This is a genomic window from Streptomyces sp. NPDC045026 (genome assembly GCF_056432625.1).
Genome location: NZ_JBWKIS010000003.1, coordinates 1 through 21,703, shown reverse-complemented (window position 1 = coordinate 21,703; position 21,703 = coordinate 1). Strand labels below are relative to the sequence as shown.

The following is a 21,703-nucleotide window of genomic DNA, read 5'->3' as shown; positions in this document are numbered from 1 at the left end:
TGTAGGAAAAACCCCCCGGGCGTGAACCCCCGGGCCACCACCAAACAATCCCCTGACCCCGCATTGGCGAGTGGCCCCGCAACCGTACGGTTCCGGCCCCACTCGCGTGCGTCACTGTCAGCCGGTCAAGCCGCGTGGTCTGTTGCTGCTCGAGTCGTCGGGGTTCTCCGGGATCCCGAAGGTCGGCGACGACGGGTCGGTCGGGGGCGTGACGCCGCCTGACGGATCGTCGGTCGGCGGGGTGGACTCGGGGGTCGACTCCGGGGCGCTCGGAGTGTCCTCGGGGGTGGACTCGGGAGCGCTCGGCGTGTTCTCCGGGGTGGACTCGGGGGCACTCGGGGTGTCCTGCGGGGTGGACGGCACCTCAACAGCCGCGCCCATGTCCGTGTCGAGGTCGAACTCGGCGGTGGAGCTGGACGAGTTGAAGGTGTACTGGGCCCAGATGCGGGCCGGGAAGCTGCCGCCGTCGACGCGGGGCAGCCCGCCGGCGCCCTTCATCGGCACCTGGTTGCCCGCCTCCGAGGTCTTCAGAGCGCCCTCGCCGAACAGGCCCACCGAGGTGACCAGATCCGGCGTGTAGCCGGTGAACCAGGCCGACTTGTTGTCGTCGGAGGTACCGGTCTTGCCCGCCACCTTCTGCCCGTTCCGGGCCGGGTTGTCACGCACCGACGTCTTCGCCGTACCGTCGTCGACCACGCCGGTCAGGACCGAGGTGACCGAGTCCGCGGCGCCGCGGCTGATCACCTGGTTGCCGATCGCGTCCGGCAGCGGTACGTCCGAGCCCTGCTTGGACACGGACTTCACGATCTGCGGAGTGACCTGCTTGCCGTGGTTGTCGAGCGTCGCATAGACGCCGGCCATCTCCATCGGGCTCGCGCCCATGGTGCCCAGGGTCTGCGCCGGGTACGGCTTGAGGTCGGCGTCGTCCATGCCGAGCTTCTTGGCCGTCGCCATGACCTGGTCCATGCCGACATCGACGCCCATCTGCGCGAAGACGGAGTTGATGGACTTGTTCATGGCGGTCTGCACGGTGACCGGGCCGTAGCTGTGGTCGTCCTCGTTCGGCGGCGCGAAGCCGACCTTCTTGCCGTCGCTGACGACCGGCCGCTTGTTGGTGCCGTCGTAGATCGTGCTCGCCTCGATCGACTGCCCGGTCTGCGTCGTGGCGCTGTTCTCCAGGGCGGCCGCGAGGATCAGCGGCTTGAAGGTGGAGGCCGGCTGGTAGTCGGTGCGGGTCGCGTTGTTGACGTAGTGCTCGCTGAGCCCTTCACCGCCGTACAGCGCCAGCACCTTGCCGGTCTTCGGGTCGACGGAGGCGGCACCTGCCTGTACCCGGGAGTCGGCCTTCTTGGTCTTGGGGTCCAGGTTGTCGGTCAACTGCTGCCTGACCGACTTCTCCAGCTGCTTCTGCTTCTTGCGGTCGATGTTGAGGGTGACCGTGTAGCCGCCCGCATCGAACTGCGCCTCGGTGAGGTTCAGGTCCTTCATCACCTCGGCCTTGGCGGCGGTGTAGAGGTAGCCCTCCTGGCCCTCGAGCCCGGCGGCGGCCTTCGGCGCCTTCGGCTTGGGGAACGTCATGCCCTCGCGCTCGCTCGCGCTGAGCCAGTGCATGTCGACCATGTTGTCCAGGACGTAGTTCCAGCGCTCCTTGGCGAGCTTCTTGCCGGTGTCCGAGGCGATGCCCCAGTCGTACTGGTTCGGAGCCTGGAGGAGCGCGGCGAGATACGCGCCCTGCGCGACGGTCAGCTTCTTGGCGTCGACGCCGTAGTAGGCCTGGGCGGCGGCCTGGATGCCCCACGAACTGCGGCCGTAGAAGCTGGTGTTGATATAGCCCGCGAGGATGTCGTCCTTGGACTTCTTGCGGTCCACCTTCAGCGAGATGACCAGTTCCTTCAGCTTGCGCGTGACGGTCTGGTCCTGCGTGAGGTAGTAGTTCTTCACGTACTGCTGGGTGATCGTCGAACCACCCTGCTTGCCCTTGCCGGTGACCGTGTTGATCACGCCGCGGGCGGTGCCCTTCAGGTCGACGCCCTTGTCCTTGTAGAACGTCTTGTTCTCAGCGGCGACGAAGGTGTGCTGCACACCCGTGGGCACCTCGGAGAGACCGACGATCTCGCGGTTGACCTGGCCGACACGGGCCATGGTGTCGCCGTTGCTGTACTTGTAGACGTTGCTCTGCCGCATCGCGTCCGGGTTGCCCTCGGGCACGTCGATGACCATGTACAGCACGATGAACGCGCCCATGCCGAGCAGGCACAGGCCGAGGAACGTGCCGAGGATCTTCTTCCAGGTGAAGAAGCGGCGTATACCCGTCCGCCGGGTGGACGAGCCCCCGCGCGCCGCCCGGCGCGCGCCGCCGCGCTGCCGTGCTCGTCTCGCTTCCGCTCGACCCATGGCTCCCGTTACTCCGCTTCTAGTCGCTGGCGCGTCCGCGCGCCCACTGCGCACTTCACGCTCATCAGTGCTGAATCAGCTCATGAAGCTAACACCGCACCTAAGGGCAAAAGACTGCCGATCCGGGCATTTCCGGACGTGACAATCAGCACCTAAGCCCATGAGAACCGACGATCGGGAGGTGCAGATGGTTGCCGCATTGGGTAAAGTGATATCACTTTGCTAGACCTGGTTCGCGAGAACCGCCAGCTCACAGGAACGGGGACCCTTATGTCCGAGACGGACACCACATCCGACGTACCCGAGATGCCCAAGCCCCGCGTCAAGGAGGTCGTCGCTCACAGCATCGGCGGCGGGCTCGCCCTGCTGCTCGGCCTGCTCGGCCTCTTCGCCGGCGTCGCGCTTATCGCGACCGGCGCGTCGATGTCGTCGGCCGGCGCGAAGGCGGGGCTGATCGTGCTCGGCGTCGTGGTCGCGATAGCCGCGTTCTTCGCGATGTGCGGGCTGAACATGGTGGCGCCGGGTGAGGCCCGCGTCGTCCAGCTCTTCGGCCGCTACCGGGGCACGATCCGCGAGGACGGCCTGCGGTGGGTGAACCCGCTGACGTCCCGCACCAAGATCTCGACCCGCGTACGCAACCACGAGACGGCCGTCCTCAAGGTCAACGACGCCTACGGCAACCCGATCGAGCTGGCCGCCGTCGTCGTGTGGCGCGTCGAGGACACGGCGCAGGCCACCTTCGAGGTCGACAACTTCCTGGAGTTCGTCGCCACGCAGACCGAGGCCGCCGTGCGGCACATCGCCATCGAGTACCCCTACGACGCGCACGACGAGGCCGGCCTCTCGCTGCGCGGCAACGCCGAGGAGATCACCGAGAAGCTCGCCGTCGAGCTCCACGCGCGCGTGGAGACCGCGGGCGTGCAGATCATCGAGTCCCGGTTCACGCACCTCGCGTACGCCCCCGAGATCGCCTCGGCCATGCTCCAGCGCCAGCAGGCGGGCGCCGTGGTCGCGGCGCGGCGGCTCATCGTGGACGGCGCGGTCGGCATGGTCGAGGACGCGCTCGCCCGGATCACGGAGCAGGACTTCGTGGCGCTCGACGAGGAGCGCAAGGCCGCCATGGTCAGCAATCTACTCGTGGTCCTGTGCGGCGACCGTGCCGCCCAGCCGGTCCTGAACACGGGAACGCTCTACCAGTGAGCCCCTCGGACGAGGCGCACGAGGAGCCTTCCGGGGCCCCCGCACGCCGGTCGCGGCCGCAGCGCAAGCAGGTACTGCTGCGGCTCGACCCTCTCGTGTACGACGCGCTCGCGCGCTGGGCCGGGGACGACCTGCGCTCGGCGAACGCGCAGATCGAGTTCCTGCTGCGGCGCGCTCTCGCGGAGGCCGGGCGGCTGCCCGGCTCGACGGGGCCGCTGCCGCGGCGGGGGCGGCCACCGAAGGGGTCCACGGGGGACGCGGCGGAGTGAGGGACCGTCACCAAGGGCCGAGGCCCTCGGGAACCAAGGACTGAGACCTCCGGGACCAAGGGCCGAGGCCGGGGGTCACAACACCCGTACCGGCAGCGGCCGCACCGCCTTGCGCAGCGCCGCGGCCAGCTCCTCGTACTCCGCACCGCGCGCGGCACCCGTCCGCATGGCGAGGGCGATGCGACGGGTGGGCGCCGGGTCCTCGAAGAACCCGGTGAGCAGCTGGCTGCTGCGGCTGGTCTCCACGGCGAGCGCCGTGCGCGGCAGCAGCGTCACGCCGAGCCCGCCCGCCACGAGTTGGACCAGCGTGGACAGGCCGGCGGCCGTAGTGGTCACCGGGGCGTCCGCGCGGCCGGCCTCGCGGCAGATGTCGAGAGCCTGGTCACGCAGGCAGTGCCCCTCGTCGAGCAGCAGGAGCCGCAGCTCGCGCAGCGCCTCGCGCGGGATGCCCTCGCGGCCCCCGAGCCAGTGGTCGAGCGGCGTGACGAGCACGAAGTCCTCGTCGAACAGGGGCAGTTCGGTGACGCCGGGCATCCCGAGCGGCACGGCGAGGAGCAGCAGGTCGAGCCGCCCCGCCGCGAGCCCTTCCAGCAGGGACGCCGTCTGCTCCTCGTGGACCTGGAGGTCCAGATCCGGGTACTTCTCGTGGACGAGGCGCAGGACGGCCGGTAGCAGGTAGGGCGCGACGGTGGGGATGACGCCGAGCCGGAGCGCTCCCGTGAACGGCGCCCGTACCGCCTCGGCCTCCTCCATCAGCGCGCCCACCTCGTCGAGCACGGCCTTCGCGCGCACCGCGAGCCGCTCGCCCTCGGGCGAGAGCAGCACCTTGCGCGTCGTGCGTTCGAGGAGGGTCACGCCGAGGGACTCCTCCAGGGCGGACACGGCGCCGGAGAGCGCGGGCTGGCTCATGCCGATCGCGGCGGCCGCGTCCCGGAAGTGCAGATGCTCGGCGACGGCGGCGAAGGCCCGCAGCTGCGCGAGGCTCGGCTGCCGCCGCTTGGTGCCGGCCATGGTCACTCCCTTTACTTACGGCTACTGATAGCCGAGTCCGATCAACACGACCGAGTCTAGCTATTTCCGTAATCAATGCACCCTGTGCCACGATCGGGCCCTGTCCAACCCCCTTGGAAAGCCCTCAAAAAGGGCCCCTCCATGCTGCAAGGAGTAGTGCGTGCTCACTGTCGGTGACAAGTTCCCCCAGTTCGATCTGACTGCCTGTGTCTCCCTGGAGAAGGGCAAGGAGTTCGAGCAGATCGACCACAAGACCTACGAGGGCAAGTGGAAGATCGTCTTCGCGTGGCCCAAGGACTTCACCTTCGTGTGCCCGACCGAGATCGCCGCGTTCGGCAAGCTGAACGACGAGTTCGCCGACCGTGACGCCCAGATCCTCGGCTTCTCCGGCGACTCCGAGTTCGTGCACCACGCCTGGCGCAAGGACCACCCGGACCTGACCGACCTGCCCTTCCCGATGCTCGCCGACTCGAAGCACGAGCTCATGCGTGACCTCGGCATCGAGGGCGAGGACGGCTTCGCGCAGCGCGCCGTCTTCATCGTCGACCAGAACAACGAGATCCAGTTCACGATGGTGACCGCCGGTTCCGTGGGCCGTAACCCCAAGGAGGTCCTGCGGGTCCTCGACGCCCTGCAGACCGACGAGCTGTGCCCGTGCAACTGGACCAAGGGCGAGAACACCCTCGACCCGGTCGCGCTCCTGTCGGGCGAGTGATCTGACATGGCTCTCGACGAACTGAAGTCCGCTGTCCCGGACTACGCCAAGGACCTGCGCCTGAACCTCGGCTCGGTCATCGGCAACTCGGACCTGCCGCAGCAGCAGCTGTGGGGCACCGTGCTCGCCTGCGCGATCGCGTCCCGCTCCCCGCGCGTCCTGCGCGAGCTGGAGCCCGAGGCGAAGGCGAACCTGTCGCCGGAGGCGTACACCGCCGCCAAGTCGGCCGCCGCCGTCATGGCGATGAACAACGTCTTCTACCGCACGCGCCACCTGCTCTCCGACCCGGAGTACGGGACGCTGCGCGCCGGTCTGCGGATGAACGTCATCGGCAACCCGGGTGTCGAGAAGGTCGACTTCGAGCTGTGGTCCCTCGCGGTCTCCGCGATCAACGGCTGCGGCCAGTGCCTCGACTCGCACGAGCAGGTGCTGCGCAAGGCGGGCGTCGACCGCGAGACGATCCAGGAGGCCTTCAAGATCGCCGCGGTGATCCAGGCCGTGGGCGTCACCCTGGACTCCGAGGACGTCCTGTCCTGACGGACGGATCACCTCCGTAGTCGCTTACGAGAACGCCGGGCGGGCTGAAGGAAATTCAGCCCGCCCGGCGTTGTCGTGTGTCCGGAGCCTCAGGTCTTCGGGGCGGTGGGATCGACCGGCGCCACGTCGACGGCGGTCGCCCCGTGCGGCGGAGGCATCTGCCGCAGCGCCGCCTCACGCGAGTACGAGCGCAGATAGCCGACGACCGTGTTCGTCACGGCCACGAGCGGCACCGCCACCACGGCCCCGCCGATCCCGGCGACCATCCCGCCGGCCGCCACGGACAGCACCACCGCGAGCGGATGCACCCGCACGGCCCGGCCCAGGATGAACGGCTGGAGGATGTGCCCCTCGATCTGCTGCACGGCCAGTACCACCGCGAGCGTCATGACGGCCGTGAAGACGCCCTGGGTCACCAGCGCCACGACCACCGCGAGCGCTCCCGAAATCACGGCGCCCACCAGCGGGATGAACGCGAACAGGAAGATGAAGACGGCGAGCGGCACCGCCATCGGGACGCCGAGGAAGAAGATGCCGAGCCCGATGAAGATGGCGTCGATGAGCGCGACTATCACCGTGCCGCGCACATACGCGGTGAGCGTGCGCCACGCCCGCGGTCCCGCACCCGCGATGCCGGGGCGCGCCTGCGCCGGGACGAGCTTGAGGGTCCAATCCCAGATGCGCCGGCCGTCGTAGAGCAGGAACAGCGTCGAGAACATCGTGAGCAGGATGCCGGTGAGCGCCTCGACGATGACGGTGACGCCTTCGAGGCCCGCGGACGTGATCTGGTCGGTGTTGGCGCCGACCGCGTCGCGCAGGGACTTGGCGATTTCGTTGATCTGGCTCTCGGTCACATGGAACGGGCTGTTGAGCAGCCATCTGCGCAGCTCGTCGATGCCGTCCTGGATCTGGTCCGAGAGGTTGTCGATGTTCTCCTGGACCTGCCAGACCACGAACCAGCCGACGAGCCCCATGACGACGAAGCCGAGGATCGCGGTGAGCGCGGTCGCCAGGCCCCGCGGCACGCGGCGCTTCCTGAGCCGGGCGACCGTGGGCTGGAGCAGCGCGGTGATGAGCATGGCGGCGACGAAGGCGAACACCACGAGCTGTACGGCGCTGATGACCCTCATCAGGACCCAGAGGGTGCCCGCGAGGACGAGCAGCCGCCAGCTGGCCTCGGCCGCGACCCGCATCCCCCACGGCACGGCAGCGACGGGGTCGGGCCTGGCCGCTATGGCGGGCGCGTACGCGGGCGGCGGGGGTACGTGGTCGCCGCCGCCGTTCTCCGGCAGGGTGCCCGGCACTTGGGACGCTGCCGGGGCCGCGGATGCCTCGGCGGTGTCGGCCGTGTCAGGGGCGTGAGGAGGGCGAGGGGGGTGATGAGGGGCCGGACCGGTGGTGGCATCCGGAACGGAGTCGTCCGCGCGGGCCTCACGCTCGGCCTCGGCGCGGCGCTCGTCCAACCGCTCCCCCATCCGGCTGATCCCATTGCCGAGCCGACCGAGCCATCCTGGAACTCGCGACATGATCCGTCCTCTTCCCCCGTGCTCTCTCACCACTCCCCCGGGAGTCGTCGGCTCCGACCGTACATGGCCTGAGCCCCTCACCGTAGGACGGCGAGGGGCTCAGGAAGGTTGACGGGCCAGGGGCCCGTCATGAAGCTGTACCGGCTTCTAGTACCAGTGGTTGGCCTGCCAGAAGGACCAGGCCTCGCACGGGCTGCCGTAGCGGCTGTCCATGTAGTTGAGGCCCCACTTGATCTGGGTGGCCGGGTTGGTCTGCCAGTCGGCGCCCGCGGAGGAGTACTTGGACGCGGGCAGCGCCTGGAAGAGACCGTAGGCGCCGGAGGAGGCGTTGGTCGCCTGGTAGTTCCAGCTGGACTCGTGGTCCACGATGTTGCTGAAGCACTGGAACTGGCCGGCGGGGACCATCTGACGCGCCATCGCCTGTATCTGCGACGCCGAGTAAGAGGCCTGCGTGGCGAAGCTGGAGGCGTCGCGGGTGGCCGAGCGGCTGGCGACCTTCTTGGCCTCCGCGCGCTCCTTCGCCTCCTGCTCCGCCTTCTCCTTGGCGTCGGCAGCCGCCTTCTGCTTGGCGACGGCGTCCTCGGCGGCCTTCTTACGGGCCGCTTCCTCCGCCGACTTCTGAGCGGCGTTGTCCGCGGCGATGGCCTGCGTCTCCGCCTGCTGCGTCAGCGTGGCGGTCTGCACCTGGGCCTGCTGGCCCGCGGGTATGTCGGCGAGGAGGGTCGCGTCGCTCGCCGTGGCCTCAGCCTCGTTGGTGGAGGGCTGAGCGGTGCTGCCCGAGGCAACACCCACGACTGCGCCGACTGTGGTGACCGCGGTGGCCGAAGCCACTGCGAATCCCCGGACCGAAATCCGGCTCACACGGTTTCCTTCCAGCATCGCCCGCTGTAGGTGACCCTCGCGGACGCAATCGTGCCCCTGACGCTGGCCTCCCAACTGCGGGGTCACGGGAGACACGGGCCCGGTGGGCAACTCCCGCTAAGGGAGCGCCGCGTGGTGCTCGGGCGGCATACGACGGCCTCTGTGAAGTTCTGGTGTCTGTGGTGCTCGTAATGCTGTGGATGCACAAGTGTCGTATGCGGGGCCTGACAGGACTGAGACTCTGCCGGACGCGGTTGCCTCAAGGCAATTCTCATCCAAGTGGGAAAGCTCACACCTCGTTTGCCCCAGCGGTTTCGCGGAAACAAGCGCACGGCACAACGCCGCCCGGCTAAGCTCCTGCGCTTCGCCGGGCGGCGCCAACTACCGTGCAACCCCTACAAGATGGGGCGCTTCGCTCGCTCTCTCATCACAGGGGCCCCTCCTCCAGCATCTCGGTGACCAGGGCCGCGATCTGCGAACGCTCCGACCGCGTCAGCGTGACGTGCGCGAACAGCGGGTGCCCCTTGAGCTTTTCGACGACGGCGACCACTCCGTCGTACCGGCCGACCCGAAGGTTGTCGCGCTGCGCCACGTCGTGCGTGAGAACGACCCGTGAATTCGCCCCGATCCGCGACAGAACGGTCAAAAGGACGTTCCGTTCGAGGGATTGGGCCTCGTCCACGATCACGAACGCGTCGTGCAGGGAGCGGCCGCGGATGTGGGTCAGCGGCAGGACCTCCAGCATGCCGCGCGCGGTGACCTCCTCGATGACCGCCTTGCCGGCGACGGATCCCAGCGTGTCGAAGACCGCCTGCGCCCACGGGCCCATCTTCTCGGCCTCGGTGCCGGGCAGATAGCCGAGCTCCTGGCCGCCCACCGCGTACAGCGGGCGGAAGACCATCACCTTCTGGTGCTGGCGCCGTTCGAGCACCGCTTCGAGGCCCGCGCACAGCGCGAGCGCCGACTTGCCGGTGCCGGCCCGGCCGCCCATCGACAGGATCCCGATGTCCGGGTCGAGGAGCAGATCGAGCGCGATGCGCTGCTCGGCGCTGCGGCCCTTGATGCCGAACGCCTCGCGATCACCGCGCACCAGACGGACGTTGCCCTCGGCCGTGATCCTGCCGAGCGCCTTGCCGCGCTCGGACTGGATGGTGAGGCCGGTGTGGACGGGCAGTTCCGCCGCCTCCGGCACGTACAGGCTCTCCTCCTCGAAGAGGAGGTCCACCTGCTCACCGGAGAGCCGCAGCTCGGACATCCCGGTCCAGCCGGAGTCCGTGATGGCGAGCTCTGCGCGGTACTCCTCGGCGAGCAGGCCCACCGACGACGCCTTGATGCGCAGCGGCAGGTCCTTGGAGACGACGGTGACGTCGTACCCCTCGGCCTGGAGGTTGCGGGCGACGGCGAGGATGCGGGAGTCGTTGTCCCCCAGGCGGTAACCCGCCGGGAGGACGCCCGGATCCGAGTGGTTGAGCTCGACGCGCAGGGACCCGCCCAGATCGCCGATGGGGATCGGGGCGTCCAGGCGTCCGTGCCGGATACGGAAGTCGTCGAGCAGGCGCAGGGCCTGCCGGGCGAAGTATCCGAGCTCCGGATGGTGCCGCTTGGCCTCCAGTTCCGTGACCACGACGATCGGGAGCACCACTTCGTGCTCGTCGAACCTGGTCAGGGCGTTCGGGTCGGCCAGCAGGACGCTGGTGTCGAGAACATAAGTGCGCCGGTCGGGCTGGCGCTTGTTGCTGGTCACCACGGAAGGACGTACCCCCTCGGATGAGGTCGGGGAGCGACAGAGGGATCCAGGGCCGGGCGGGGCGGGTCGTACCCGCCGGTCGACGGCCGCGATGCATGGGCCGTGGACCGGCCCCCAGCCTCTCCAGCGGAACAGGTGCTGCCCGCGTGGTCGTCCTGGCGCAAAGGGCCTCCCGGGCGGACAGCCCCGTGCCGTCCGCTGAGACTCGACGTCCGTGAATCGGACATCGACCTGGAAGGCTTATTCCCTCGAACACGCGCGGCCATGCCACGGCATATGACGGCGCGCGCGTTAACTCCTGATGACGTACGTCCCTGAGGTCAGCCGCCGTAACGCCTGTGACGTGCGGCGTAGTCGCGCAGCGCGCGCAGGAAGTCCACCTTGCGGAAGGCGGGCCAGAAAACTTCGCAGAAGTAATACTCCGAATGGGCCGACTGCCAGAGCATGAATCCGGACAGACGCTGCTCGCCGCTCGTACGGATGACGAGGTCGGGGTCGGGCTGCCCGCTGGTGTAGAGGTGCTTCGAGATCTGGTCGATGTCGACGCTCTCGGCGATCTCCTCGAGGCTGGTGCCCTTGTCCGCGTGGTCGAGCAGCAGGGAGCGCACCGCGTCGGCGATCTCCTGGCGGCCGCCGTAGCCGACCGCGACGTTCACGAGTATCCCCGTGTTGTCGGCGGTGGCCTGCTCGGCCTCCTTAAGGACGGTCTGGGTGCGGGCCGGGAGAAGGTCGAGGGTGCCGACGTGGTGGACGCGCCAGCGGCCGTCGACGGCGAGGCTGCGGACGGTCTCCTCGATGATGCCGAGGAGCGGCCTCAGCTCCTCCTCGGGACGGTCGAAGTTGTCCGTCGACAGCATCCAGAGGGTGACGACCTCGACGTCCGTCTCGGCACACCAACCGAGGAACTCCTCGATCTTGTACGCGCCGGCCTGGTGGCCCTGCGCCGCAGTGCCACCGGAGGCCTTCGCCCAGCGCCTGTTCCCGTCGAGGATGACCCCGATGTGTTTGGGCACCTGGTCGTGGTCGAGACGGCCTTCCACCCGGCGTGCGTAAAGTCCGTACACCAGGTCGCGCAGGTTCACTGTCTTTCAGCCCCTCCGTGCAGACGGCAGTCCCCGAGGGCGAAAGCCTACCGCTGTGAGGCGTCGCCCTCTCTGTGGGGTGGCCGTGCTCCGGCTCTGCGGGGCAGCCGTGCTCCGGCCCTGCGGGGCAGCCGTACTCCAGCCCTGCGGGGCAGCCGTGCTCCGATGCTGTGGGCTGTCGGTGCTCTGACGTAGCTTCGTACCCATGAACGACACGTCTTCGTACCGCGCCGCCGCGGACCGCTACGACTCGATGGAGTACCGGCGCTCCGGCCGCAGCGGTCTCAAGCTGCCCGCGATCTCGCTCGGCCTGTGGCACAACTTCGGTGACGACCGCACCCTGGACTCGCAGCGGGAGATCCTCCGCCGCGCTTTTGACATCGGTGTCACCCACTTCGACCTGGCGAACAACTACGGGCCGCCCCCCGGGTCCGCCGAGCTGAACTTCGGCAAGATGTTCGCCCAGGACTTCGCCCCGTACCGGGACGAGCTGGTGATTTCCACCAAGGCGGGCTACCTCATGCACCCGGGCCCGTACGGGGAGTGGGGCAGCCGCAAGTACCTGCTGTCGTCCCTCGACGCGTCCCTGTCGCGGATGGGCCTCGACTACGTCGACATCTTCTACTCCCACCGCTTCGACCCGGACACCCCGCTCGAGGAGACGATGGGCGCGCTCGCGTCCGCCGTGCAGCAGGGCAAGGCGCTGTACGTGGGTGTGTCCTCGTACAACAGCGAGCAGACCGCCGAGGCGGCGCGCCTGCTGAAGGAGATGGGCGTCCCGGCGCTCATCCACCAGCCCTCGTACTCGATGATCAACCGCTGGACCGAGGACGACGGCCTGCTCGACACGCTGGAGACGGCCGGCATGGGCTGCATCTCCTTCGTGCCGCTCGCGCAGGGCCTGCTCACGGACAAGTACCTGAAGGGGATCCCGGAGGGGTCGCGCGCCACGCAGGGCAAGTCCCTCGACCCGGGTCTCGCGGGCGACTCCGAGGTGATCCGCCGGCTGAACGGGCTGAACGACATCGCCCAGCGCCGCGGCCAGTCCCTCGCGCAGCTCGCGCTCAACTGGGTGCTGCGGGACGAGCGGATGACGTCGGCTCTGATCGGCGCCTCCAGCGTCCGCCAGCTCGAGGAGAACGTGGCCGCCCTCAAGGGCCCCAAGCTCACCGACGAAGAGCTGTCCGAAATCGACTCGTTCGCGGTGTCGACCCCGGGCACGAACATCTGGGCCGGACGGAGCTGACGCCTCCCGTTCCGTTCCGCGGGCCGCGCGCCCGGCGCACTACGCGCCGTGGGCGCGCGGCCTGCGGAACCACGCGCCCACGCTCGCCTGGCTGAGCAGGACGACCATGACGACGGCCCCGACGAGCGCGATGGGCCCACCGATGTTGCCGCGCAGCGTTGCGCTCAGGCCGAGCAGGATCTGCACGCCCGCGATGACGAGGGACGTGACGCGCAGCCCGCGGCCCGCCCTCCCGTAGAAGCAGGCGAGGACCAGCAGCACGACGCCGAAGATGTTCCCGCCGAACGCGGCGCCGGCGCCCCGCGCCCCCTCCGTCACACCGACGGCCACAGAGGCGAGGAGGGCGAGGCCGACCATGACGTACGTGGTCGTCCGGGCGGCGCGGAGCGAGGACGGCATGCTCAGGGGCGGCGCGGGGGCGAAGTGCGGGTTTCCCCCGTACGGTCCCGGGGCGTTGTAGGGGCCCGGGACATAAGGGACGGGAGCGCCGTGCTGACCCTGATCGCCGTACGGGCCGGGAGTGGTGGGCGGCGCCTGGTGCGGATAGTCGTTCGGCATGCCGCGGACTCTAATCCCGGCGCCGGAACCCCGGGGGCGTATGCGCACGGCCCGGTCGGAGACAAAAAACGGGCCGGTCCGTGGGGGGGAGACGGACCGGCCCGAGGGGGGGTTTCCACCATAACCCTTCGTAAGTGATGGTGGGTGCATCGGCGTGCCACAACTACTCTCCGAAGTCACCCGGCGACGGCTGGAGGTCTGTTTCCGGCCGCTTCGGGCGTGGTTTCGCAACGGTTTCCCCGGCTTGCGGCGTGTCCGGACGCCCCCCTCAAGGGTGAGCCGCGCGACGAACGCGCGCTTGACGCCGGAGCGGCCCGGAGGTTGGCTGCGCACCCATGGCGACCTTCACCGTCCCGGGGCTCGATACCGAACTGCCGCTGGAAATAGCGGAGTCGGGACCTGCACGGCGGCGTGGCCTCCTCGGCCGGGACGGGGTGAACGGCGCGCTGCTGCTGACGTCGTCGTCGAGCGTGCACACCGTGGGGATGCGCTTCGTCGTAGATGTGGCGTATTTGGACCGGCGTGGCACGGTGCTCGCCGTCCGGACGATGCGGCCGGGGCGGATCGGTCTTCCCCGACTGCGCGCCCGGCGTGTCCTGGAGTCCGAGGCGGGGACGATGGCCCGGTGGGGCGTGCGGCGGGGGGTTCGGGTGACGATCCGGGGGTGGTGACGGTGCGGGGGCGCGTCTCACGGGAACCTGGAGTGACGGTGCGGGAGCGCGTCTCACGGGAACCTGGGGTGCGATCCCGGAGCGCGTCTCGCGGGAACCTGGGGTGACGGTGCGGGAGCGTGTCTCACGGGAACCTGGGGCGACGATCCGGGAGCGCGTCCCGCGGGAACCTGGGGCGACGATCCGGGAGCGCGTCTCGCGGGAGGGTCCGGTGACCGCGACAGGTCCGGCGACCGCAGCCCCGGGAAAGGCACGCGGCACCGCGCAGCCCCCTCCACTGCACGGTGCCGCCGCGCAGCTTTGCTCACGCGAATTACCTTGGTCTGAACCTACGTGACGGTGACACGTGTATCGAGCCATAGTCGATAACGATGCGGAATCGGTTGGACGCCAGACCTCCGGAAGAGGCGAAGAAAGCAGGCGAACTCCTCCCGCTTGCGCATCAATTGCCGCGATTCACCCGGCGATCGGCTTGCGCGCCTCGATCAGATGGCGGGTGCTGTGGGCGACGAACGGCCCTTCCTCCGCGATCCGTTCATGCAACTCGAGCAGCCGCGGCCGGTACGCATCGACCGTGAAGCCCGGGACCATCCAGATCACCTTGCGCAGGAAGTGCACGACGGCCCCGATGTCGTAGAACTCGATGCGCAGGCGCTCGGCGCGCAGGTCGACGACGTCGAGGCCGGCCGCCTCGGCCTCGGCGCGCTCGCCCTCCGGGTCACGGCCGTTCCTGACTTCTTCCGGCTGCGGGCCGAGGAAGAACTCGACGACCTCGAAGACACTGCTCGGGCCGACGTGCTGCGCGAAGTACGTACCGCCAGGTGCCAGAACCCGCGCGATCTCGGCGAACGGGGCCTTCACCGGGTGGCGGCTGGTCACCAGGTCGAAGGTGCCGTCCGCGAACGGCAGCGGCACCCCCTCCGGCGAGGCGACGACCACGACGCCGCGCGGCGCGAGCAGCGCGGAGGCCTTGGCGACGTTGGGCGGCCAGCCCTCGGTGGCGGCGATCAGCGGCGGCAGCTTCGGGGCGGAGGCGAGGACCTCGCCGCCGCCGGTCTGAAGGTCGAGCCCGGCCGAGGCCCGGCCCATGCGCTCGCCCATGGCCCGCGCGTACCCCCAGGAGGGCCGCTCCTCGGTGGCCCGGCCTTCGAACCACGAGAAGCCCCAGCCTTCGACGGGGGCGGCGGCGGCCTCCGCGACAAGTTCGTCGAAGGGGCGGCCGGCGTGGGTGGGGGGTGTGCTGTTCATGGGGCCATGTTCGCAGCGGGGTTCCCACGACGGCACGTGCTTTTGTGCCGGCCGGGCGTCCGCCCTTCGCGGGAGGGGGCGTTGTCGGCAGGCGCTGCTACGTTCCCCGGCATGGGAATCCACGTGCCCTACACCGGGGACGAGAAGGAAAGTCTGCTGGCGGCGCTCGACCGGCACCGCGACGTCGTGCCCTGGAAGCTGGAGGGCCTCGACGAGGAGCAGGCCCGGCGGCCGATGTCGCCGTCGGGGAACAGCCTCCTCGGCCTGGTCAAGCATCTGGCGTCGGTCGAGTACGGCTGGTTCTGCGAGACGTTCGGGCGGCCGGTGGAGCCGCTGTGGTTCGACCCGGAGACGGACGAGGACCTGCGGGTGGGCCCCGAGGAGTCCATGGAGAGCATCACCGCTTTCTACGGCCGGGCGCGGGCCGCGGCCGACGCCGTGATCGCCGAGGTCGGGCTCGAGGAGACCGGCACGTCGTGGGACGGCAGGAAGGTGTCGATGCGGTGGGTGCTCATCCACATGCTGGAGGAGACGGCTCGGCATGCGGGCCACATCGACATTCTGCGGGAGCTGATCGACGGGGCGGCGGGGGATCACCAGGGGACGTCTGCATGACCCGGACCGGGGGACGTCTGCATGACCCGGACCGGGGGACGTCAGCATGACCCGGATCGGGGGCGCGATCGCTCCGGTCCCCCTTTCTCCCCTTTCTCCCCTTTCTCCCATCCGTCCCCTCTCTCCCCTCTCTCCCCTCCCTCTCCTTTCTCACCTGTCTCTCACCGAACTCCCGCACGGTTCCCGGACCGATCCGCTGAAGTAGAGGCAGGGGCGGTAACCGCCCGCCCCTGCCTCGGCCTACGGGGGTTCTCCACGTACCCTGGGCGGATCCGCTCCGGGCACCGCTGCCCGACACAGGTAACGGCACCGTCCGTCCCGCGCCGAAATGCGAGCACATGTCCGATCGTTCCATTCGCTCCGTTCGTTCCGCCCGTTCAGCGATAGCGGCTCGTTCCGCACGCCCAGCGGAAGCGGCTCGTTCCGCACGCTCGGTGATAGCGGCCCGTTCCGCACGATCCTCGATAGCGGCCTGGCTCACCCGCCTCTACTTCGCCCGGCTCCGGAAGAAGGGCGGCCTCGACCTGTCCGTCCTCTCGAAGCTGCCCGATGCCGCGCTCCTTCCGTTGCGCCGCGAGGGCCTCGACCCGGTGGCCGAGATCGGCGAGCTGCGCGACCGGGAGCCGGTCAGCCGGCTGCCCATCCCCGGCATGACGGTCTGGCTGGTCACGGGATATGACGAGGCGAAGGCGGTACTGGGCCACGGGTCCGCCTTCAGCAACGACTTCCGGAACCTGGTCGGCAACACCGGTGTCACCGACGACCAGAACCCGGGCGGACTCGGCTTCACCGACCCGCCGGACCACACCCGGCTGCGGAAGATGCTGACGCCGGAGTTCACGATGCGCCGGCTCTCCCGGCTCACGCCCCGTATCCACGCCATCGTCGAGGAACGCCTCGCCGACCTCGCGAAGGCGGCGGACGGCGCGGGCACGGTGGACCTCGTCGAGCACTTCGCGATGCCGGTGCCCGCCCTGGTGATCTGCGAACTGCTCGGCGTCCCTTACGAGGACCGGGACGACTTCCAGCAGTTCTCCGTGGCCCGCTTCGACGTGTTCGGCGGCGCGGGCGCATCCTTCAGCGCCGTGTCACAGTCCCTCGACTACCTGCGCGGGATCGTCGCCGAGCAGCGCCGCAACCCGGGCGACGGCCTCCTGGGCATGCTCGTACGCGAATACGGCGACTCCATCACGGACGAGGAGCTCACCGGCCTCGCCGACGGCGTCCTCACCGGCGGCCTGGAGACCACCGCGAGCATGCTGGCACTCGGCACGCTCATCCTGCTCCAGAACCCCGAGCACTTCGCGGCGCTGCGCGACGCGGAGGACCCGGAGGCCGTCGCCGCGCCCTTCGTCGACGAGCTGCTGCGCCACCTCACCGTCGTCCAGACCGCGTTCCCGCGCTTCGCACGCGAGGACGTCGAGATCGGCGGGGTCCAGATATCGGGCGGGGACATAGTCCTCGTCTCCCTCAGCGCGGCCGACCGCGACGCGCGCCTCGGCGAGGACATGGACAGCTTCGACCCGTCCCGCCAGGTCACCGGCTCCCACCTCGCGTTCGGCTACGGCATCCACCGCTGCATCGGAGCCGAACTCGGCAAGATGGAACTGCGCGCGGCGTTCCCCCAACTGGTCCGCCGCTTCCCGGAGTTGAAGCTCGCCGTCGAGCCCCGCGACCTGGAATTCCGCAAGCTGTCGATCGTGTACGGGGTGGACTCACTGCCGGTACGCGTGGTCTGACACTCGCCCCGAGGCCAATCGCTGCGTCATGTCGCGGGTGAACTCGGCTTCGGCTGCGACCACTGCGACCACGCGGCCGAACTCCCCAGCAAGCCGTCTCGCCCCAACTGATGTGCACCAGGCGGTGAACGAAGCCGACAACGTCAGCTCTGATCCCCCGTGCCGCGCTCACCCCTCGGGAACGACACCTCGACCCTTCGGTTCTTCTTGCGGCCCTCTTCGCTGTTGTTGTCGGCGATCGGGTAGTCCTCGCTGTAGCCGCGCACCTCGAACGTGAGCTCCTGCTCCTGCGAGCCGAGTGCTGCCGCGAGTACGTCGTGCACGGCCTCAGCGCGCTTCTTCGAGAGCGTGAGCCCGTGGGCGTACGTCCCGAGGTCGTCCGTGAATCCGAAGACGCGGACGTTCGTGGCGTTCTGCGCCTTGATCTCGTCGGCGATGGCCTGGATCCGGGACTTGGCGCCCGGGTTCAGCTTGGAACTGTCCTTCGGGAACAGCACCTCCGCCTGGAGCGCGAACGTCACGTCCTGGTTGGTGTCCTCACGCCGCTCGTCACCGGACAGGTCCTCGACGACGGACTTGATGTCGAGCACCTTGGCCGGCGCGAGCGTGGCACCGTCGGCGAGCTTCAGGCCGGGACTGTTGGAGTCGACGTCCGGGGGCGGGGAGGTGGTGGTGCTGCCGGGCGGGGCGCCGGACGGGTCGGGGTCGTCGGCGTAAGCGCTGCCGGTGAGGGTGATCAGGGCGACGGTGGTCAGGGCGACGAGGCGGCGGGTGAGGGGCATGGTCACTCGCCCTCGGAGATTTCTACGGTGGCGGGGGGCATGTCGCCGACCTGGAACTCGACCGTGGTCGTACCTTCGGGCGGCGAAGGGAACTGGCCGTACCAGTCGGCGGACTGGCCGACGGCGACGCCGCCACCCTCGAACTTCGTGCAGAGGCAGCGCCCTTGGGTGTCCCGGAGGATGAGGTACTTCTTCTTGCCTGCCTTGTCCACGACAGAGGCCCCGGCGAGGGACGATCCGTTCGTACGGAGTTCGTGTTCGTCACCTCGCCAGCCGGTAGCGTTCCAGAACTTGCCGCTGGCGTTGGTCACCTTGCCGGAGAGAGTGAGGAAGCCGCCCTGGTCACGCTCCGCGGAGGTGACGGTGAGCGTGATGCCATTAGTTTTGACCTCGGCCAGCGTCTGTTCCGAAGACGGAGAAGAGGACGGCTTCTCTTCCGCCTTATCTTGGCCGGACGTCTGTTTCGCCGAGGCCGTGGATTTCGACTCGGCCTTTCCGTCATCGCTACCGCCGCAGCCGGCCATCGTGACTACCAGGCCGGTCGAGATCGCCAGCGCGGCAAGTGCCGTGCGTTGCCGAATCTTCATCGAAACGCGTTCCTTCACTAGTCAGTCGGCCAGATGAACGGAGAACAGGGTTGCCGCATCGGGAAGGTCTCCCGGCTTGAAGTCACCCGGATCGAAGTCGAAGGACTCACCGCCGTCGCAATCGAACTCCACCGCCTTCTCCGAGTCGGCTGAAGGAGCGACCTCACAGCGCGGCTCGATGACAGCGGTCGCCTCGGCCTTGGCGTAGTCGGATTCCGTACCAGGGATGATCGAATCACCGACGGAATCCAGGGACTCCACCTTCACGCGGTAGCCCGGATACCCGTTTACCTCGGCCACCTCAAATCCGGTCACCCGTGCGTCGTTCTCCGAAGCGAGGACATTCGCAGCTTCTTCGGCGCCATCCCCGCGTTCCTGCTGCCCGGCAAGCCAGTCGAGCCAGTCGTCTCCGTGATCGATGGCCTGCCCCAGCCCATCGATGAGATCGCCCCTTGCATCCTGCGCCGCCGCCAGAGCGGCGGCATCGGCAGCCGACTGAGCACCGTTGCGCGCAGACGCCGCCTGAGCGAAGGCGAAGAACGCGAAGGCAGCAAAGAGCAGAATCCCCGTCAGCCAGATGTAGATGGGCAGGGTCTGCCCACGGTCGCCCCGCAGCCGAACGGTGTTCAGCCGCCCGTGACTTCGGTGACCGCGTCTCGGATCGCTCCGGAGATCATGCCGTCGAGGCCGATCTGATCGATCAACGTAAAGATCCCCGCAATCAAAATCATCAACCCCGCATACTCCACAAACCCCGCCCCGGAATCCCGCCCTCTTCCTCGGACGCGGTCCCCCACCGTCACGGTCCACTTCACCCACACCCCGAGCACGCGTTCCTTCAGCACGGTTTCCCCTTCGTTCCCGCACGACCTCGCCGCCCCAAACCTCCCGGGCACCATACGCAACGTACGGGAACTGCAACCCTCTGTGCCGTGTTTCGCACATTAACGGCGCGCGCTTGACCGGAAGTTGGTCGCTTCCTGTCATGCCCTTCACCGCCCGTCGTATGCCACCACGACCCCGCCCAGGTCGCGGGCGACCTTCGCGCCGAGGGTGGTGTCGCAGAGGTTGACGGTCCAGTTGCCCGCGGTGACCAGCTCCGCGGGTACGCCCCGGTACTTGATCGCCTCGCGCAGGGCCGCGTCACGGCGTGCGTAGGTCGGCTGCAGGGTCAGTACCGCGCAGTTGGAGTCCCCCGAACCCGGCTTTCCCGTCTCGCACTTGATGCTGCCGGTGCTCGTCGTCTCCCGCCGGAAGCAGCCCACCGACGCGGCCAAGTCGTCGGCCAGGGCGTCCGCCTTCTTGTAGGTGGACGTGGAAGAGATGTGCGGGAGTGGGTACTTGGGGGTTCTCCAACCCTTTGGATCCCTTCCCTTCGCATCCAGGACCACCGCGTGCAGCGCCTTCGCGATCGCCGGGGCGAACGGCGGGTCCATGACGCGGATGTACCAGTTTCCCGCCGCGACCAGCGTCTGCGCGTACGCCCCCGTGCGGCGGGACTCGATCGACTTACCGATCTCCGTCTTCGACGCGACGTCGGGGTCGAAGACCGAGATCTCGCTCTCGACCTTCACCCCGTCGACCGTCGCGACACAGTCCGCCGTGGAGCTGCCGTCGTAGTCCCGGCTGCGCACGACCTCGCAGTCGAGCCCGGCCCTTTTCATCGCGCCTGCGAGATCGGCCGCCGTCGCGAACCGCGGCCCCTTGGGCACGCTGCCCGGGATGGAATCGCTCTCCGCCTGGCGTTGCTGCGGCGCCGCCGGACCGGCGCAGGCGCCGAGTGCGAACAGCCCGATCCCGGTAGTCAGCGATACACGGACTCCCCGCATCGAGCTCTTCGTCCACCCGATCGTCAGGCCGCCCATCGACGTCGCCACTTCCCATCCCCCGGAGACCAGTGCGCCATTCGCAAGTGCCAACTAATCGCTCCGGTCACTGTAGCCAGTCGATGCGCCGCACAGCAGCCCTTCACCGTCGCCGCTTCAACTGACGCGCGAATTCGGCACACCCGCGTGGGTCGAACGAGCAACGACCGGATGCGGTCCCTGCGTGCCGCTACGGCAGGTGCCCGCGCGCCTGACTGCCGTCGCACTGTGCACCAGCCCCGAGCTTCACTCCAGTCAATTCAAGTCAACTCCCGTACATGGCACCGCACTTGCCCAAGCCGTCGCACGGCGCGCTGAGCAGCGCACACCGCCTTGAACGCTCCGGTATCGGTCGACGGGAATGAGTCGAGACTGCCGCCGCTCTCCCCGTCCGAGCCAGTCAAACAGTTTCCTGATGAGGAACCCGGCGGATCGTCGCGCAGCGCGCACCCGCCCGTAACTTCTTGGCGCCAACCGCATTGTGCACAGGTCACCTTCTCGGCCGTAAACGACCGAGCGTGTTCGCCCCGAGTCGTTTACGCCTTGTCGCGCTCCCGACTGTCCCCTACGACGGGACGGTCACGGGTCGCATCTCCCCTTCGGTTCCGGCTATGCGGGGGTGGCGGGGACGGGCATGGTGACGAATGCCCACGCCGAGCGTGCGCGATCGCGCACGTTGACCCCGGCGACGACGTCGGCGGGTCCAGCGAGACCGCACCGGCGACAACAAAAGTGGTCCCGAGTGGGCCGGTTGGCCTTCTCGGTATGGCCGCAGCGCGGGCAGCGCTGCGAGGTATAGGCCGGATCCACCTCGAGGAAAGCCACCCCGGCCCATTGGGCTTTGTAGGCGAGGTGCCGGCCGAGCTGGTGGAAGGGCCAGGAGGAGAGCGTGCCGCGCTGGTCGCGTCGAAGCCGTACCCGCTCGCGGATCCCGTCGAGTTCCTCGACGGCGATACCGCGACCGGTGCGTTGCGCGACCGACACGATCTCCTTGCTGATGCGGTGGTTCAGGTGGGTGGCATGCCGCTGCTCCTTCTTCGAGCGCCGCGC

Annotated in this window: 22 protein-coding genes; 8 read left to right on the top strand and 14 right to left on the bottom strand. The window is 68.9% G+C overall.

The window, feature by feature from the left end:
• Window positions 1-117 precede the first annotated feature (117 nt).
• A complete protein-coding gene (locus AC07EJ_RS07510) occupies window positions 118-2,394 on the bottom strand; it encodes a transglycosylase domain-containing protein (RefSeq protein ID WP_389485121.1) in 2,277 nt (758 codons plus the stop codon).
• Between the two features lie 270 nt (window positions 2,395-2,664).
• On the opposite strand from AC07EJ_RS07510, the gene AC07EJ_RS07505 reads away from it, so the two are divergent.
• Together AC07EJ_RS07505 and AC07EJ_RS07500 are read left to right on the top strand one after the other, a co-directional pair.
• Complete coding sequence (locus tag AC07EJ_RS07505) at window positions 2,665-3,594, top strand: SPFH domain-containing protein (RefSeq protein WP_389485119.1); 930 nt, start codon at window positions 2,665-2,667, stop codon at window positions 3,592-3,594.
• The gene (locus AC07EJ_RS07500; protein WP_389485116.1) at window positions 3,591-3,863 is read left to right on the top strand and encodes a type II toxin-antitoxin system antitoxin; all 273 of its coding nucleotides are present in this window, start codon (window positions 3,591-3,593) and stop codon (window positions 3,861-3,863) included. Before AC07EJ_RS07505 ends, AC07EJ_RS07500 begins: the two co-directional genes overlap by 4 nt.
• A gap of 75 nt (window positions 3,864-3,938) precedes the next feature.
• On the opposite strand, the gene AC07EJ_RS07495 is transcribed toward AC07EJ_RS07500, so the two are convergent.
• Window positions 3,939-4,874, bottom strand: a complete 936-nt coding sequence (locus AC07EJ_RS07495) for a LysR substrate-binding domain-containing protein (protein ID WP_389485114.1) — start codon at window positions 4,872-4,874, stop codon at window positions 3,939-3,941.
• 160 nt (window positions 4,875-5,034) lie between these two features.
• On the opposite strand from AC07EJ_RS07495, the gene AC07EJ_RS07490 reads away from it, so the two are divergent.
• On the top strand, window positions 5,035-5,589 hold the full coding sequence (locus AC07EJ_RS07490) for a peroxiredoxin (protein ID WP_100598182.1): 555 nt from the start codon (window positions 5,035-5,037) through the stop codon (window positions 5,587-5,589).
• Between the two features lie 6 nt (window positions 5,590-5,595).
• Entirely contained in the window at window positions 5,596-6,126 is a 531-nt protein-coding gene (locus AC07EJ_RS07485) for an alkyl hydroperoxide reductase (protein WP_100598183.1), read from the top strand.
• Window positions 6,127-6,215: 89 nt separating this feature from the next.
• Here the strand turns inward: AC07EJ_RS07485 and AC07EJ_RS07480 are convergent, their stop codons facing one another.
• From AC07EJ_RS07480 to AC07EJ_RS07465, 4 genes are all read right to left on the bottom strand, one after another.
• Window positions 6,216-7,652 carry an AI-2E family transporter gene (locus tag AC07EJ_RS07480; RefSeq protein ID WP_389485112.1) on the bottom strand — a complete coding sequence of 479 codons (1,437 nt, stop codon included), beginning with the start codon at window positions 7,650-7,652 and terminating at the stop codon, window positions 6,216-6,218.
• A 147-nt stretch (window positions 7,653-7,799) separates the two neighbouring features.
• The gene (locus tag AC07EJ_RS07475) at window positions 7,800-8,531 is read right to left on the bottom strand and encodes an aggregation-promoting factor C-terminal-like domain-containing protein (protein ID WP_389485110.1); all 732 of its coding nucleotides are present in this window, start codon (window positions 8,529-8,531) and stop codon (window positions 7,800-7,802) included.
• Between the two features lie 409 nt (window positions 8,532-8,940).
• Window positions 8,941-10,260 carry a PhoH family protein gene (locus AC07EJ_RS07470; protein ID WP_362903556.1) on the bottom strand — a complete coding sequence of 440 codons (1,320 nt, stop codon included), beginning with the start codon at window positions 10,258-10,260 and terminating at the stop codon, window positions 8,941-8,943.
• A gap of 320 nt (window positions 10,261-10,580) precedes the next feature.
• The gene (locus AC07EJ_RS07465) at window positions 10,581-11,342 is read right to left on the bottom strand and encodes an isoprenyl transferase (protein WP_362903554.1); all 762 of its coding nucleotides are present in this window, start codon (window positions 11,340-11,342) and stop codon (window positions 10,581-10,583) included.
• A 205-nt stretch (window positions 11,343-11,547) separates the two neighbouring features.
• Between AC07EJ_RS07465 and mgrA the strand changes: the two genes are divergently transcribed.
• Entirely contained in the window at window positions 11,548-12,588 is a 1,041-nt protein-coding gene (gene mgrA / locus AC07EJ_RS07460; RefSeq protein ID WP_389485107.1) for an L-glyceraldehyde 3-phosphate reductase, read from the top strand.
• 39 nt (window positions 12,589-12,627) lie between these two features.
• Here mgrA and AC07EJ_RS07455 read toward each other — a convergent pair whose 3' ends face one another.
• Window positions 12,628-13,146, bottom strand: a complete 519-nt coding sequence (locus AC07EJ_RS07455) for a hypothetical protein (protein WP_478883937.1) — start codon at window positions 13,144-13,146, stop codon at window positions 12,628-12,630.
• A 335-nt stretch (window positions 13,147-13,481) separates the two neighbouring features.
• Between AC07EJ_RS07455 and AC07EJ_RS07450 the strand changes: the two genes are divergently transcribed.
• Entirely contained in the window at window positions 13,482-13,817 is a 336-nt protein-coding gene (locus AC07EJ_RS07450; protein ID WP_393584696.1) for a DUF192 domain-containing protein, read from the top strand.
• 456 nt (window positions 13,818-14,273) lie between these two features.
• Here AC07EJ_RS07450 and AC07EJ_RS07445 read toward each other — a convergent pair whose 3' ends face one another.
• Window positions 14,274-15,065, bottom strand: a complete 792-nt coding sequence (locus AC07EJ_RS07445) for a class I SAM-dependent methyltransferase (protein WP_478883936.1) — start codon at window positions 15,063-15,065, stop codon at window positions 14,274-14,276.
• A 111-nt stretch (window positions 15,066-15,176) separates the two neighbouring features.
• Between AC07EJ_RS07445 and AC07EJ_RS07440 the strand changes: the two genes are divergently transcribed.
• Both AC07EJ_RS07440 and AC07EJ_RS07435 read left to right on the top strand, forming a co-directional pair.
• Complete coding sequence (locus AC07EJ_RS07440) at window positions 15,177-15,680, top strand: DinB family protein (protein ID WP_393584698.1); 504 nt, start codon at window positions 15,177-15,179, stop codon at window positions 15,678-15,680.
• Window positions 15,681-16,117: 437 nt separating this feature from the next.
• Complete coding sequence (locus tag AC07EJ_RS07435) at window positions 16,118-17,419, top strand: cytochrome P450 (RefSeq protein ID WP_389485130.1); 1,302 nt, start codon at window positions 16,118-16,120, stop codon at window positions 17,417-17,419.
• A 143-nt stretch (window positions 17,420-17,562) separates the two neighbouring features.
• Here the strand turns inward: AC07EJ_RS07435 and AC07EJ_RS07430 are convergent, their stop codons facing one another.
• From AC07EJ_RS07430 to AC07EJ_RS07405, 6 genes are all read right to left on the bottom strand, one after another.
• Window positions 17,563-18,201 (bottom strand): OmpA family protein, encoded by a 639-nt coding sequence (locus AC07EJ_RS07430; RefSeq protein ID WP_389485097.1) that lies wholly within the window; start codon window positions 18,199-18,201, stop codon window positions 17,563-17,565.
• 2 nt (window positions 18,202-18,203) lie between these two features.
• A complete protein-coding gene (locus tag AC07EJ_RS07425) occupies window positions 18,204-18,806 on the bottom strand; it encodes a hypothetical protein (protein ID WP_389485095.1) in 603 nt (200 codons plus the stop codon).
• 3 nt (window positions 18,807-18,809) lie between these two features.
• On the bottom strand, window positions 18,810-19,373 hold the full coding sequence (locus tag AC07EJ_RS07420; protein ID WP_478884050.1) for a pilus assembly protein TadG-related protein: 564 nt from the start codon (window positions 19,371-19,373) through the stop codon (window positions 18,810-18,812).
• A 41-nt stretch (window positions 19,374-19,414) separates the two neighbouring features.
• On the bottom strand, window positions 19,415-19,633 hold the full coding sequence (locus AC07EJ_RS07415; protein ID WP_362903540.1) for a hypothetical protein: 219 nt from the start codon (window positions 19,631-19,633) through the stop codon (window positions 19,415-19,417).
• Between the two features lie 147 nt (window positions 19,634-19,780).
• Complete coding sequence (locus tag AC07EJ_RS07410) at window positions 19,781-20,665, bottom strand: hypothetical protein (RefSeq protein ID WP_478883935.1); 885 nt, start codon at window positions 20,663-20,665, stop codon at window positions 19,781-19,783.
• A gap of 597 nt (window positions 20,666-21,262) precedes the next feature.
• Window positions 21,263-21,703 (bottom strand): zinc ribbon domain-containing protein (locus tag AC07EJ_RS07405; protein ID WP_478883934.1); only part of this gene is annotated, 441 nt, incomplete at its 5' end.

Bases quoted from the DNA above. Each gene is read 5' to 3' on its own strand.
- AC07EJ_RS07510 (WP_389485121.1), bottom strand. From the start codon at position 2,394: ATGGGTCGAGCGGAAGCGAGACGAGCACGGCAGCGCGGCGGCGCGCGC.
- AC07EJ_RS07505 (WP_389485119.1), top strand. From the start codon at position 2,665: ATGTCCGAGACGGACACCACATCCGACGTACCCGAGATGCCCAAGCCC.
- AC07EJ_RS07495 (WP_389485114.1), bottom strand. From the start codon at position 4,874: ATGGCCGGCACCAAGCGGCGGCAGCCGAGCCTCGCGCAGCTGCGGGCC.
- AC07EJ_RS07485 (WP_100598183.1), top strand. From the start codon at position 5,596: ATGGCTCTCGACGAACTGAAGTCCGCTGTCCCGGACTACGCCAAGGAC.
- AC07EJ_RS07480 (WP_389485112.1), bottom strand. From the start codon at position 7,652: ATGTCGCGAGTTCCAGGATGGCTCGGTCGGCTCGGCAATGGGATCAGC.
- AC07EJ_RS07475 (WP_389485110.1), bottom strand. From the start codon at position 8,531: ATGCTGGAAGGAAACCGTGTGAGCCGGATTTCGGTCCGGGGATTCGCA.
- mgrA (WP_389485107.1), top strand. From the start codon at position 11,548: ATGAACGACACGTCTTCGTACCGCGCCGCCGCGGACCGCTACGACTCG.
- AC07EJ_RS07455 (WP_478883937.1), bottom strand. From the start codon at position 13,146: ATGCCGAACGACTATCCGCACCAGGCGCCGCCCACCACTCCCGGCCCG.
- AC07EJ_RS07450 (WP_393584696.1), top strand. From the start codon at position 13,482: ATGGCGACCTTCACCGTCCCGGGGCTCGATACCGAACTGCCGCTGGAA.
- AC07EJ_RS07445 (WP_478883936.1), bottom strand. From the start codon at position 15,065: ATGAACAGCACACCCCCCACCCACGCCGGCCGCCCCTTCGACGAACTT.
- AC07EJ_RS07440 (WP_393584698.1), top strand. From the start codon at position 15,177: ATGGGAATCCACGTGCCCTACACCGGGGACGAGAAGGAAAGTCTGCTG.
- AC07EJ_RS07430 (WP_389485097.1), bottom strand. From the start codon at position 18,201: ATGCCCCTCACCCGCCGCCTCGTCGCCCTGACCACCGTCGCCCTGATC.